Raw genomic sequence first — 13,797 nt, 5'->3', positions numbered from 1 at the left:
TGTTTCCAACTTCACTTTGTTTGCATATATAAATCACAGGAGTTTTCAATATGGAATTTTACGATGCGATAAATAACAGAAGAACGGTCCGTGAGTTTGAGAATGAAGTTATCCCCGAAGACATCATCGAAAGAATAATATGAGCTGCCTTAAAAGCACCTACTAACGATCATATGAGAGACTGGCATTATATCGTTGTAAGTGATAAGAGTACAGTTGCAAGATTGCTTGATATAATTCCAAAAGGAATATCTGATGAAGATATGGATGCACTCATAAAAGAATGGAATCTGACAGACAGTCTACAGCAGGAGTGTTACCGTAATGCTGTTCCGAAGCAGTACCGGATGCTGTTTGACGCATCAGCAATAATAATACCGCTGCTCAAGCAAAAAACAGATATATTTCATCCCGATAATATATCGCATCTCAACGGCTTTGCTTCTATCTGGTGCAGTATAGAGAATATATTCCTTGCAGCAACAGCTGAGGGATACGGCTGTAATTTAAGAGTTCCGCTCGGTAACGAGGCAGAATACGCAAGAGATGTACTTGGTTTTCCGAGTGATTACTTTATGCCTTGTTTCATCGGGATTGGAAGACCTGAAAAGGATATTAAACCAGTCAAGCAGAAGGATATAGATATCAAAGAACGGATTCACTGGGATAAATTCTGATTCACTTGACAGAAAGGCAAAGTAATATGAAGATATTTATAATCAGGCAAGGTGATCCTGATTATACGATAAAATGCTACAACGTTTAAGGAGGATTGTATTATGGTAACTGCAGAAGAAATGAAAAAAGTAATTGAAAACGCCGAAAAAAAGCAAAATAAAGTCTCTTATAGCGTAACACCGGAAGAAATGCAACGTTTCAAAGTTAACGATATGCTTCCTAAACTCATATCTTCAAAAAAGATGGAAAATGACAAAAGACATGGAGTTTTAGCGACACCTGGATATGGGTTAATAGAAGAAATGTGTCTCATAAGTGAAACAAGTCTTAAGAAGACTATAAACGGTTCGATAAGAGTTACTCGTACATTCCTTTATAAATTCGCTATTGGATTGCATATGTCACTTGAAGAAGCAAATAAACTCTTTGAGCTTTGCGGCGGACCATTAAGGAAGACAGATGTTGCTGATTACATATGTATCAATTATCTTGAAACCAATGATGATATCCATAAATTCTGTGAACAATACGAGAAATACACTGGGAAAAAACTTAGCAGGTAATAAGGTGAAAGAAACTACCTTGAATGCTTTATCTCTCTGTGATATTATATGATTAAAGAAAAAACACAGGAGGTAATCATTATGAAACCTATTATATTTGCAAGAATAGCCGATATGAAATTCTACAAAGGTATCACCGATACCGACAAACCAGTCAACGGCGGATCATATGTCAAAGATACCAATTATGCACATGAGTGTTATAACTTTGATCCGGTTATACTGGAAGATAATAAGGAATACTGCCTTGGATTTACCCAGCTTCTTGGCGGTAAGGATCCCCAACTTCACATCGAGCGTATCGTTGGATGTAAAAGCATGAAAGAAGCACTCTCTGTTGATAACGTTATTGTAGTTTTCTGTTCTAAACCAATGAATAATAAGACTATGAGAGTTGTCGGATTTTATAAAAATGCAACGGTATACCGCTATTATAGGGAATGTTCATTTCCAGGTGAAGGTGATGAGGAATATATTCAGGCATACTCATTTCTCGCCGAAAAGAGAGATTGTGTACTGCTTCCCTATCAGGAGCGTTTCTGCAATGGAAACTGGTTCGTACCAACAAGCGGTAAAATGGGATATTCTTTCGGATATGGTCATTCAAATATATGGTTTGTCGGAAGTGATACATATGACATGGACGAGATCAACTATGTCAACAAAATGATCGAAAGCATAGAGAACTATAACGGTGAGAATATGATCTGAAAGGGAGTGCTGAAATGGGATTCACATGGATAAACTTTGGTCAAAAATTCCTGACTGAGATACTGAACGCATCTGAACTTGATAAAGATCAGCGAGAGTTAGTGGATTATGCTATAAAAAACGAAGATGATGATACTCTCATAAGCGTAATGTGTTCAGTGTACTCTGAACCAAACATTTCACTCATTCAGAAACACCGAAAAATAATTGAAAACTCGCTTCTGAATTCCTTTAAAGATGAAGTAGAAAAGATATACAAAGCATTATACATAACAGGTCGTTCTTATAATGCAAAATGGCTGGCGCTAATGAAAAAAACTACTTCATCGAGCCTTATTGACGCATATATTCGAGCTATGTATAATATCAGCAATATCGAAGTACAGCTCAACGAATACAGTAAATTCAAAACAACAGTATCTCTTCGTATGTCGGAAACATATGCAGAAGAAGTACCTTTATATGATTTTCAGGAAGAAGCAGTAAATAAGTTGACTAAACACTATATCACGGAAGATAAGGATTCCGGTATACTTGTTATGCCAACAGGAAGCGGAAAAAGCCGTACTGCTACATACTTCCTTATCAAAGAAATGATATCCAGAGGCTATCAGATACTATGGATAGCTCACCGCCATATGCTTATAGATCAGGCAGCTGACTGCTTTTATCAGTTTGCCGGACTGAGTAAATTCTATAAGCCGGACATCAAAGATTATAGGATAAGTTGTATTTCCGGTGAGCATATTAGCATCAGGCAAGTAGATAAGGTTGAAGTAATAGTTGCAAGTATACAGTCTATCTGTCGCAGCCTTGATCATTTACGCAGAATCCTCAAACGTGGTAAGGTAATGGTCGTTATTGATGAATGTCACCATACGGAGGCTAAATCATATCGTAACACACTAAAATTCATTAAAGAATGCAGAAGCAAAGTTAAATTGCTGGGATTAACAGCAACTCCTATTCGCTCCAATGATAAAGAAACTGCTCATCTGCTCAAGATATTTGATAACACCAAGATCTATGAGGTTGCAATGTCAGACCTCATAGCTAAGAAGATACTTGCTGATCCACAGTATGAACGTATCGAAACTTCCGAAAATTTTGAACCTGATATATCTTATGATGAAGCAAAGTTTATAAATAAATATGGTGAATTACCCGATACCCTCGTTCATAAGATAGCTGTATCAAAAGAAAGAAATGCCATCATTCTTAAACAATATCTTGAAAACATTGAAAAATACGGTAAAACCTTGATTTTTGCATTAAATGTGGTTCATTGTCGCTTTTTGTATGAAGAACTTTCAAAGAAGAAAGTGCGTTGCGGACTTGTATATTCCGGAAAGGAAGATAATTCTAAAGTTATCAATGACTTCAAAGATAACAAGCTTGATGTACTTGTAAATGTCAATATACTTACAGAAGGTACAGACGTTCCTGATATCCAGACTGTATTTCTAACTCGTCCTACTACAAGCGAAGGTTTTCTTATGCAAATGATAGGACGAGGTATGAGAGGTCCAATCGCTAAAGGCACAGAAACTGTCAACATTGTAGATTTTCATGACCAATGGGAAGTGTTTAACAAATGGTTGGATCCTCAGTGGCTTATACAAGAAGAACTTGAAGAGCCTGACGAAAAAATATATGAAAAGAAGAAGCGTGAAATTGTATCATATGAATGGAAAGTCTGCAAAGCTTTATATCGTGCATTAAGGATAAATGCTGCCGAATCGAACTGCACTGTTACAGTTCCTTCAGGATGGTATACGTTGATGGATGAGTATGGCGAGTTAACCAGAATGCTTATATTCGAGGATCAGGTTCCCGGCTTAAAAGCAATGATGAAGGATAAAAAACAGTGGCTGAACAATCTTGACTTTACCGCTCAGAATGCAATTGACTGCTACTTTTCCGGATTCTGTTATAAACCGGATATCCATGAACTCGACTTACTTATAGATAATATAAGGACACTTGAAGAACCTCCAACATTTCGACCGTTAAGGGACAGAGTATTCGCTGATCCAAATTATGTAATTGAGCGTGCCAAGAAAGAAAACAGAGATGTTTACGGACTTGCGATTGATATGTTTTATGAACATGAAATAATTCGTGATGTCTATGAAGACTGTGTAGTTTTTCTTCAAGAAATTTGTAATGTTCAAAAATATGGAAGCAGCAGTGTGTTGCGAACAAAAGTTGAAGAACTACCTGTTGAAATGATTCCTTTTGATAAGAATGCATTTTATGATATAAAAGAGCTGTTTGAAGAAGTTAAAAATGAATGTTTTCAAGGAGAGTTTGACGGTATTTCATCGATAAGTTGGACAGACAAGCCTTATAAAACATACTATGGAGTTCACTACACAGAAGATCATTCAATAAAAATCAATTCGATTCTTAACAGCAAGGATGTTCCGAGAGAAGTGGTCAAATTCGTAATATACCATGAAATGCTGCATCGAGACAATCCAAAACATAATGCTGACTTCAGAAGACTTGAGCATGAATATCCTAATTATGAGGAATGTGAACATTTCCTGTATGGAAAAATGCTCGAATTCGATATTAATGAAATGTAATATCGTTTAATAGTATAAATCAAGGAAAAGAATCTGTGATGTTGAAGTGTCGTTTGACAGAATTGAAAGGCAAAAAAATTGGTGACATTACTCTGCTCTCTCTTAAAAAGAGCTTCTGAGGTTTATAAACGTTACAGCTTTTCTGGAATCCTAACGCTCCGAAAACGCCGATTCTGCGAGGTGTCGCACTTCGGAAATTTTAAAAACAAGCAGAATTAGAGGGGCGTGCATCGCCTCCACCATACCGGAAACTTCTTCCGGCAAGTTAGCGCTCCGCTTTTTAGCGGGGCGTTTGTTTTTTGACGCAACATCTGCGTCCTATCCCTAAAATAACACCGCACAAAGTACGTCTGACGGCTTTGTGCGGTGTTATGTTAATGAAAAAAGCGGCTGCCGAGCCGCAATCCTGTGGGGCTGAAATGCCCCCTCGCGGAGAGCTTTTCTCTATACTGTTATTTGATACAGACACGGTTCCTGCCGTTTGTTTTTGCTGAATACATTGCCTTATCAGCGCGGTCAAACCATGTCTCGAAAGTGTCGTCTGCGTTGAGTAAGGAGGCACCGATACTGCACGTGACCAAACCGACAGCAGGGAATTCTTCCTTTTCTACGCTTGTTCTGAGCTCGTTTGTAATAGAATTTAGCTTATCTATATCCGTATCATATACGACTATTGCAAATTCCTCGCCGCCCCATCTGCCGTAGACAGCGTTTTTGCCGCTCATGACCGATTTGATTATCTCTGTTAATCTGACAAGAGTCGAGTCGCCAATTGCGTGACCGTAAGTATCATTCACTTCTTTGAAATGGTCGATGTCGAGAACAAGAAGTGCAGCCGAACAACCGCTGTTTCTGTAATTGTCGACTGCATTGCAAAGCTCGGTCTCGATACGTCCGTGATTGAAGATATGAGTGAGCGAATCGTGCATAGAAAGCTCTTCGTAGTGCTTCAGTGTAGCTTTCATGCTGACAGTCGTATCATGGATATTCTGGACCATGTATACAAAACGGTAATCGTTCTTGTTGGTTGTTTCCATGCGACTGAATATAAGCTTTACCCATATGTATACTCCGTCAAGGTTCTGCATCTGGCAGTCAAAGGATTCTATTTGTCCGGGGAGAAAATGCGAACGAAGGTATGCAGGGTCGGAGCGTTCCATAAAGAGGGGCTGGTCGTTCTTCCAGATCATATTGACTATCATCTGCCGCCAAGCGGTATAGCTGATCTGTGAATTCATCGTCTCTTCGGAGACTTCTGTCAAGGACAGGCTGCTCGTTGTGTCGCGTACAAGGTCAAAGCACATCGAGAACAGGTAAATATTCTGTATCGTACTTACCTTCTGCTGTGTCTCGGCTTCATCTATGGACTCGCTTTCGTCAAGCTCGTTGAGCATGATGAGGTAATATTCCGAACCCTCAACAGGGAAAACAGTCATTTGTACTATATGAGTGACACCTTCGAGAAACAGCTTCAGGCGCTGGCTGTATTTTCCTGTAAATGTACCGAAATCAGGGATAAAGACCTGATATTCCTCGGCTATCTTCTTATCCGAGTTATTGAAGTGGAACCACAGTTTCTGGACAATATCCTTATATGTACCGCTCTCGGCGATTAAATCTTTAAAAATGCCCTTGCGGCTGATAGCTCTGTAGCGGTCGCCGTTCTGGTCGGCAAGGAGAATCGCGTCGACCGCGCCTCCGATATAATCGAGGATCTGCTGAAGAGTGACATTTTCAAAATTTATCATTTTACACCATCCTTATTTATGATAGCATTAAGATATCAACACATATAGATATTATATCACTGTTATATCTTAAATGCAAGCTCTAAATGTCGAAATGCTCCGTTTTATATTGCAATTTGTGTTATGATATGATATAATATTTAAAGTTATATTTTTAAAATAAAAATATGATGCACGGAAATGCCCCGCTCAGTTGTGTTATTAGTGAAAGGAGGCGGATATTATGGTACGGAACGATAATACAGCGCTGTATGCTTTCCAAAAATTCGGCGATACAGTATTGCGAGCTGCTTTTGCCTGCTGCGGCAGTTACTCAGAGGCAGAGGATATCACTCAGGATACTTTTTTGCTGCTGCACGCAAAACCTCAAAGCTTCACCGACGACGAGCACCTTAAAGCGTGGCTGCTCAGAGTAGCTGTCAATAAGTGTAAAAATCTCAGACGAAGCTTCAGATTCAGCCGCACAGACTCGCTTGAGACGCAGGACTATTCGTCGGCAAGCTATGAAATGAATACTGAGGATAACTCTGTGCTTTCGGAGATAAGGTCACTTCCCGAGAAGTATGCCTTGGTCATATACCTGTACTACTATGAGGGCTATAATACCCGCGAAATAGCTGAAATACAGGGCAAGAGCGAGAACACGGTATGCTCTCTGCTGAGAAGAGGCAGAGAAAAACTGAAAATGGAACTTGAAAAGGAGGGCGCGATATGAAAAAAGATGATTACAAAAGAGCTCTTGACGGTATCCGCTGTTCCGATAAGTTCAGGGAGAAAATGGAAAAGCAGCTCTCTGCCTCCGAAAGCCTCATCCCCGACGGCTATGAGGACAGCGTCAGCTCGGTGGAGATAGCTCCGAAACGGTACCTGCTAAAGTCTGCGGCACTGGCTGCGGCAGCGGTATTGCTGATAGGCGGAGCAGGTATGGGAGCATATCGGTATCTCCGCAATATGGACGAGGAGCTGCCTCCCGATATAGTTGCGACCGAACCCGAAAGAGAGTCCTTTTCTACACCTTTTGGTGATGTATCGAAAATCATGCTCAATATCAACGGCGAAAACGGTTTTTCTCTGATGGATGCACCAGGATCAATGGTGGAGGATATTGCAAAGGTACTCAATGACAACGAGTTTGTATATTTGGAGACCGAAAAAGGTGATGGTCAATCCGAAGAAGTAACTCCGCTACAGATCAATTGTTACGGAGACAGTCAGTTCGCACTCTGGGTGTACCCTAATGGTATCGAATTCTACGAAGTCGGGACAAATAATAAGGAGCTGCGGTGGTATTCCTGCGACGATATCCATATCAAGATCCAGGGCGCGATCGCTAAAAATATCATCTATGCCGACCTTTCGGTGAATGATATTGAATATGATACGGATGAGACGAACGGTATGCAGGCTCTCGGCAATGACAAGAAGCAAGAAGTCCGCAGGATATTTGATAAATATGCCGACAGAATATCGCTTGACTATTTGTCAGATGGGTATCCGCTTCTCAGCAGCAGTATCATTGAAATCTCCGAGATCGAAGGCATGGGGTATAGCGAGCAGGTATTCGGCAACTACGCCTCGATGCTCATAGACAGTCGCTTTGTTGTCAAGATCAACAACGATGCTTCTTTCGAGGTTTATCATATCAGCATGGGTGGAGTGGGTAATGTATGCGTGTTCAATGCTCCCGCAGAGCTATGCACCGAGATACACGACTGCCTGATCAGCGGTGACACTACGGAGGAAACGACCGAAGCAACTTCCGACAAAACAATCAAGGAGAATACTTCCGAAGCATTTGCAAAGTCACTCTATGAGCAGATCCACGCAATGAACGACGATGTTGAGGCAGAATACCAGCCGACTGAGGATATCAAAGCCAGAAGCATCTCATTCCCGCTCGGCGGCGACTCGCGAGATGCCATTCTCAGCCTGATCAAGGATATGGAGTGGGAAAAAGCCAAGGACTACGACCCTGTGATTCCTTTCTACAATTCCTATCACCTTAATAATGATATCGAGTTCGGTATCGACGGCGTTGTTTACGACCAGATGTCGGGAATGGTCTGCCGAACAAAGGATATGGGAACGTATTTACAGATGATCGACATCTTTGAGACAAGCTTGAAGTCCGATAATTTCACTCTTGCTATGTATATGCTGACCTCTCCCGAGGAGGAGTACGATAACCTCACTGCTGAATACGAATCATACTTCCACGATGAAAACGAGGACATAAACAGACCCGCTCCGAGAGGCAAGGGGCACATACACCTCAGCAATTCACTCGATGCCGAGAACATCACTCTCGATGAATTCGATAATGGCTCGTTATTCGCGGGATGTAAAATTGATTATGCCCGTCGAAACGATATGACGGTTGTCGAGGTATCGGGAGCCCGCAATGAAGTATTGGGCGGAAATTATGGGTTCTTTAACCTTAATACCATTGCAGATGCTGTATTCTTTGAGCTCAATACGGTCAACGTCCACGAAAAGTCAGGTACTATGACGGTCGTGGACGGTGTCAGCCACTTTGAATTCAAGGTAGACTATAACGGCGATTTTGGTTGTGATATAACACTTGATGTCGATTCCCGCGGAACACCGCTCTTTTTTGAAAAGAAACCGTTCGGAACAGACGCTGAGGCAGCATTAGATGAAAGATTCCGTTTAAGCAACGTTGTTTATGACAGCGACAGCTTCACGATGCCCGAACTTTCCGCAAAGCAATCGGAAAATATAAAAAAATATGATCCTTTTAACGAATAACTCGGTCTGTCAAATAAATGCAGAAAAGCCGTCCTGTGCTCAGGGCGGCTTTTCCGTCAGGTATGTAAGGAGTAAGAACAAAGCATTAGTTAGCGGTCACTGCGACCTGTGCTCCCTGCGGGACATTACTGACCCTCTGCTCACTGAGCTTTCGCGAGAGCATATATATGAATGCAGAGGCGTTCATTATCAGCGCGCCTGTCCATGCAAGGACTTCTGCGTACGCTGTGGCTTTAAAGCCGAGTCCGCCGATAAAGAGCGCGATAACAGCGATACGGAGCACCATTTCGAGTATTCCCGAACACATCGGGATAAACGGGGAGCCCATACCCTGTACGCCGTTGCGGAAAACGAACAGGAAGTCGACTGCAAAGAGCATTACTCCCGTAACGGGCAGGAACTGAGCTGCAATGCTTATCTGCTCATCACCACTGAGCATAAGACCTGCGAGCTGACGCGGGAAAAATACCATAGCAGCGCCGAATATAACATAAGCTATGAACGAAATAGTGAGACAGACTTTTGTGCCTTCCTTGATACGTCCGTATTCCTTTGCTCCGAAATTCTGACTCGTGAAAGCCGACATCGAGAATCCCGCGGTAACGGCAGGTGACATAAAGATGTTGATAAACTTGCTGCACGCGGAGTATGCGGAGGTGTAAGCCAGTCCGAGACCGTTTACAAAGCCCTGTACCACCATGCAGCCAACAGCTGTGATAGAATTCATCAGTGCCATCGGAACGCCGTTTTTCAGCAGGTCGAGGTAAAGGCTGCCGTCAAAGGCAAAATCAGCCTTGGAAAGCTTTATCTCGTCGATCTTGCTGAGTTTTATGAAACATATCGCCGCTGATACAATCTGTGCGGCAACTGTCGCTATAGCAGCCCCTTCAACACCTGTTTTCAGGACAAATATAAAGAATGAATCAAGAGCGATGTTCATTACCGTTGAAACGATTATAGCCTTGAATGGAGTCTTGCTGTCGCCGAGAGCACGCAATATGCCCGCACAAAGATTATAAGCGATAGCTGTGACCAGTCCGCCGAATACGATGTAACCGTAAGTAAGGCTGTCGTGCATTATCAGGTCGGAAGTCCTGAGCAGACGGAGTGCAAATCTCAGAAAAACTATACTGAAAAAGGTGAGTATCACCGCGATAGCAGCTGCAAGCTTTACGGCATGAGCTGTGGTGCGGCGCATTTTATCGTAGTCTTTCGCTCCGAAAGCCTGCGCGATAAGTACGCAGAATCCGTTGGAAAGTCCCATGGAGAAACCGACTATCAGAAAAAACAGCGAGCCCATGTTTCCTACAGCGCCAAGGGCGTCGTCGCTGATGCCCTTGCCGACTATGGCTGTATCAGCAAGCGAATAGACCTGCTGGAACATATTTGTGAAAAGCATGGGAAAGAAAAATGCAAGAACCAGTTTGCTTACCTTGCCCTGAGTGAGGTCGGATGTTTTCGCCATAATTCTACCTCCTTGTCACGTCAATGCTGTTTGTGCTTTCTGAGTCTATTATATAATATATATAGGAGGATTTATATCAGAAGTATTGCATTTTTTATAAAAATGTGGTACAATATCCATTGCGTGAGCTTTTAGCTCCTAAATCTGAAAGAGGGTGAACCGAATGAATACCAACCGTGACCTCAACTACAGGCTCTTCATTCAAAAGGAAAATGACTTCACTCGTACTGATATTCACAGCGAATTTGAGAAATACTATGCCATAAGAGACGGCGACATTTCACGGGTAAAAGAAAACTATGCCAAAGCCCGTCTTGATTTCAACAAGGGCAAGGGACAGCTCTCGGACGACCCGCTCCGCAATAATATTTACCATCTTGTGGTCTGTGCGGCTATAGTTGCGCGAATATGCGTGGACGGAGGGCTCGAGCACAATGTTGCCTATACCCTCAGCGACATTTATATCCGAAAAGCTGATAAGTGTACCGACCCCGACGAGGTGCTCGACCTTCTCGGCGATATGCAGGTCGACTTTGCACAGCGTATGCGCGAGACCCAGAAAACTGGCGCTGTCTCGGTACACGTGAGGCGTACGATAGACTATATCTACGACCACCTTCACGAGCCCCTTACGCTCGAAATGCTCGCAGAGAGAGAGAGCCTGCATCCAAGCTCCATGTCACGGCTTTTCGCCAAGGAGACGGGGGTAACTCTGAAGGACTATATTATCCGCGCAAAGATCAAGACCGCGGGGAATATGCTCAAATACTCTTCTTTTCCGCTTTCGGATATATCTCTGTCTTTGGGTTTCTCGTCTCAAAGCGCTTTTACATCCACTTTCCGAAAGATCACGGGGATGACTCCAGGACAGTACCGCAGTATGTATTACTCGGATAATATATCAGAGCTATGAGCTCAATTTATGAACAGAACTTTTTTGAGGTGAACTTCTTTGACAATTCGAAACTTTGACGAAATCGATGAAAAATATTACTACGGCGGCAAACTTGGCGCCATCTATTCCCGTCATCAGACAGAATTCAGGGTATGGTCCCCGTGTGCGGACAAGGTCAAGGTCAGACTGTATCCCGACGGTGAGGACAGCTCACCGATAGCTGTCGTAAATATGAAATGCAAAGGCGGTGTTTGGTCTGCCGTTGTCTGCGACGACCTCGACGGCGTTTATTACACCTATGAGATACACATAGACGGCGAGGAGTTTGAAACTATCGACATCTACGCTGTTACTGCGGGGGTAAACGGAAAGAGGGGAATGGTCCTCGACCTCTCTGACGCGGAGCCCGACGGCTGGCAGCTCGATGAGCCTGTAACGCTCGAAAAATACACCGACGCTATTATCTATGAGCTCCATGTGCGTGATTTCTCCATTGACAGAAGCGGACATTTCCGCAATAAGGGGAGATTCCTCGCCTTCACCGAGACAGGCATCACTAACGATATGGGCGACGAGATAGGTCTTGACTACATCGCCTCACTCGGCGTTACTCATATTCATCTGCTGCCCGTTTTTGACTTCGCGACTGTGGACGAGAGCAGCAGTCTGCCGCAGTTCAACTGGGGCTATGACCCGCTCAATTACAACGTTCTCGAGGGCTCGTACAGCTCCGATCCTTTCGACGGTGAGGTGAGGGTCCGTGAATTCCGCCAGCTCGTGATGGCGTGCCACAGGAAGGGCATCGGTGTGATCATGGATGTGGTCTACAACCACACCTATAATACTGAGAATTCGGCGTTCAGCAAGACTTTTCCGTATTATTACTACAGACTCTGGGAGGGAAATTACTCAAACGGCTCGGGCTGCGGAAATGAATTTGCCTCCGAGCGCAAAATGGCTCGGAAATACATCATAGATAGCCTTTGCTTCCTCGCGGAGACGTACAAGCTCGACGGCTTTCGGTTCGACCTTATGGGGCTGCTTGATATCGAAACTCTTAACCGCGCGGCAGAAAAGCTTCGGCGAATAAATCCCGATATCATCCTTTACGGTGAGGGCTGGACGGGCGGAGGTTCACCGCTCGATGACTCACTGAGAGCAATGAAGCACAATATCCGCAAGCTGCCTGAGTTTGCTGTTTTTTCCGACGAGTTCCGCGATACTGTCAAGGGCAGCGTTTTCAATGACGAAGCAACAGGATATGTCAACGGCGGCAGCTCGTATGATAAGGCTCAGCTGATAAAGGCGTCACTCTGCGGCTGGGTGGGACATCAACAGGTAATGAACGGCTCTATCGCTGATTCTGCGTGTCAGATAGTGAATTATGTCGAGGCTCACGACAATCTGACGTTCTTCGATAAACTGATCCTTTCCATGAAAGGAGCCTCGGACTGGGACCTCATCGCCGCAGACAAGCTCGGAGCAGCGCTGGTGTTCTTCTCGCAGGGCATCCCGTTCATACAGGCAGGGCAGGAATTCCTCCGAAGCAAACCGCTCCCCGGCGGAGGCTTTGATCACAACAGCTATAATTCTCCCGACAGCGTCAACAGCATAAAATGGAACAGACTTACAAATTATCGTGAGCCGCAGCAGTATTACGCGGGACTGATCGCGATACGCCGTAAATTTGCGGAATTCAGACTTCGCTACGGCGCTGAGATACGCGCCCTGATCAGCTTCCGAGACCTCGAGAACGGTGCGTTCATCGCATATATCGGACGATTTATGCTCGTAGTAAATCCTCACGGTCACGAGCTGAAAGTTCAGGCAACAGGCGATGTCTACGCGGACAAGAGTTCAGCTTCCGCAACTCCGCTGTATCATGTTGAAGGAGAGGCTGTGTGCGGCAGAAGAAGCGTACTGCTCGTAAAAATAAAATAAAAAATCAAAAGCTCCCATATCGGGAGCTTTTTTGTATATAAGAGGTTTGTTTTGAAAACAAAACGCGGTACGTTAATACCGTACCGCGCTGGCGCGGATTGAGAGATTTGAACTCTCGCGCCGGTTTCCCGACCTACTCCCTTAGCAGGGGAGCCCCTTCACCACTTGGGTAAATCCGCATTACCGACATACTATCGGCGACTATATGTCAGTTAGACTTTCGTATTGCTGAAATACGCGAAAGAAAACTAACAATTTGTAAAGAGCAAGCGAGCTTGCGAGCGAATCCGCGAACCGCGAACACCCGCTCGGTGTGGCGGAGAGGGTGGGATTCGAACCCACGTGACCGTTAAGTCAAACGGTTTTCAAGACCGCCTCGTTATGACCGCTTCGATACCTCTCCATTTTTTGCTGTTCTTGATTAGTCAGCTTAATT

The 13,797-nt window shown here is 43.8% G+C and carries 9 protein-coding genes, 2 tRNA genes and 1 pseudogene; 8 read left to right on the top strand and 4 right to left on the bottom strand.

Annotated features, from left to right (window positions below; all coding sequences use genetic code 11):
* Nucleotides 1-155: 155 nt before the first annotated feature.
* The 4 genes and pseudogenes from BMX22_RS01070 to BMX22_RS01055 form a co-directional block, all read left to right on the top strand.
* A pseudogene (locus BMX22_RS01070) lies at nucleotides 156-677 on the top strand (nitroreductase family protein); the annotation flags it as partial.
* A 102-nt stretch (nucleotides 678-779) separates the two neighbouring features.
* Nucleotides 780-1,241, top strand: a complete 462-nt coding sequence (locus BMX22_RS01065; RefSeq protein ID WP_074740080.1) for a hypothetical protein — start codon at nucleotides 780-782, stop codon at nucleotides 1,239-1,241.
* Nucleotides 1,242-1,322: 81 nt separating this feature from the next.
* Nucleotides 1,323-1,952, top strand: coding sequence for a hypothetical protein (locus BMX22_RS01060; RefSeq protein WP_074740079.1), 630 nt, complete (start codon nucleotides 1,323-1,325; stop codon nucleotides 1,950-1,952).
* 14 nt (nucleotides 1,953-1,966) lie between these two features.
* Nucleotides 1,967-4,543: a DEAD/DEAH box helicase family protein gene (locus tag BMX22_RS01055; protein WP_074740078.1), complete on the top strand. Its 2,577-nt coding sequence runs from the start codon at nucleotides 1,967-1,969 to the stop codon at nucleotides 4,541-4,543.
* Between the two features lie 452 nt (nucleotides 4,544-4,995).
* Here BMX22_RS01055 and BMX22_RS01050 read toward each other — a convergent pair whose 3' ends face one another.
* A complete protein-coding gene (locus BMX22_RS01050; protein ID WP_074740077.1) occupies nucleotides 4,996-6,291 on the bottom strand; it encodes a GGDEF domain-containing protein in 1,296 nt (431 codons plus the stop codon).
* Between the two features lie 223 nt (nucleotides 6,292-6,514).
* Here BMX22_RS01050 and BMX22_RS01045 point away from each other — a divergent pair, with 223 nt between their 5' ends.
* Entirely contained in the window at nucleotides 6,515-7,006 is a 492-nt protein-coding gene (locus BMX22_RS01045; RefSeq protein WP_074740076.1) for an RNA polymerase sigma factor, read from the top strand.
* Nucleotides 7,003-9,060 carry a hypothetical protein gene (locus BMX22_RS01040; protein ID WP_074740075.1) on the top strand — a complete coding sequence of 686 codons (2,058 nt, stop codon included), beginning with the start codon at nucleotides 7,003-7,005 and terminating at the stop codon, nucleotides 9,058-9,060. The genes BMX22_RS01045 and BMX22_RS01040 overlap by 4 nt, the downstream gene beginning before the upstream one ends.
* 85 nt (nucleotides 9,061-9,145) lie before the next feature.
* Here the strand turns inward: BMX22_RS01040 and BMX22_RS01035 are convergent, their stop codons facing one another.
* Entirely contained in the window at nucleotides 9,146-10,525 is a 1,380-nt protein-coding gene (locus tag BMX22_RS01035) for an MATE family efflux transporter (RefSeq protein WP_074740074.1), read from the bottom strand.
* 163 nt (nucleotides 10,526-10,688) lie between these two features.
* Between BMX22_RS01035 and BMX22_RS01030 the strand changes: the two genes are divergently transcribed.
* Nucleotides 10,689-11,438, top strand: coding sequence for a helix-turn-helix transcriptional regulator (locus BMX22_RS01030; RefSeq protein ID WP_074740073.1), 750 nt, complete (start codon nucleotides 10,689-10,691; stop codon nucleotides 11,436-11,438).
* A 39-nt stretch (nucleotides 11,439-11,477) separates the two neighbouring features.
* Entirely contained in the window at nucleotides 11,478-13,361 is a 1,884-nt protein-coding gene (gene pulA / locus BMX22_RS01025; protein WP_074740072.1) for a type I pullulanase, read from the top strand.
* Between the two features lie 89 nt (nucleotides 13,362-13,450).
* Here pulA and BMX22_RS01020 read toward each other — a convergent pair.
* Together BMX22_RS01020 and BMX22_RS01015 are read right to left on the bottom strand one after the other, a co-directional pair.
* Nucleotides 13,451-13,540 (bottom strand) — tRNA-Ser (locus tag BMX22_RS01020).
* A 135-nt stretch (nucleotides 13,541-13,675) separates the two neighbouring features.
* Nucleotides 13,676-13,764, bottom strand: a tRNA-Ser gene (locus BMX22_RS01015).
* Between the last annotated feature and the right edge of the window lie 33 nt (nucleotides 13,765-13,797).

Source organism: Ruminococcus sp. YRD2003 (assembly GCA_900109435.1).
GTDB classification, from domain to species: Bacteria; Bacillota; Clostridia; order Oscillospirales; family Ruminococcaceae; genus Ruminococcus; species Ruminococcus flavefaciens_G.
Note: the sequence above shows the minus strand (reverse complement) of the source record. Positions and strands in the feature narration are given on the sequence as shown.